Genomic DNA, 335 nt, shown 5'->3' with positions numbered 1-335 from the left:
CATTAATCATCTCGCGCCGAAACATTTTTGCGCTGTAAATCATTTCAGCCGGAATGACTTTCTCGCGCAATATATGCTGGTCATGATAAACGTCTCTGCAAAAGGCATTGAGCGCGACGATTCTTTGCTCTAAACCTCTTTCAATCAGTTCCCACTCTTTTGCCGGCACGATACGCGGCACAAGGTCGAAAGGAAAAATGCGCTCTACACCAGAGGCATCTTTGTATACAGTGAAAGTGATGCCCTGGTTTCTAAAAGCCAGGTCTGCCATACGCCGGCGCCGCTGAAAAGCTGAGTCTGACAAATTAGTCAATTGACCATAAACAGGCTCGTAA

The 335-nt window shown here is 46.6% G+C and carries 1 protein-coding gene; it reads right to left on the bottom strand.

The window, feature by feature from the left end; genetic code table 11:
• The coding region (locus BWR59_RS31815; RefSeq protein ID WP_218191331.1) for a circularly permuted type 2 ATP-grasp protein at positions 1-271 on the bottom strand (271 nt) is incomplete at its 3' end.
• Positions 272-335 lie beyond the last annotated feature (64 nt).

Source organism: Pseudomonas sp. Bc-h (assembly GCF_002080045.1).
GTDB lineage: Bacteria > Pseudomonadota > Gammaproteobacteria > Pseudomonadales > Pseudomonadaceae > Aquipseudomonas.
The sequence above is the reverse complement of the archived record's forward strand: the minus strand, read 5'-3'. Positions and strand labels throughout refer to the sequence as shown.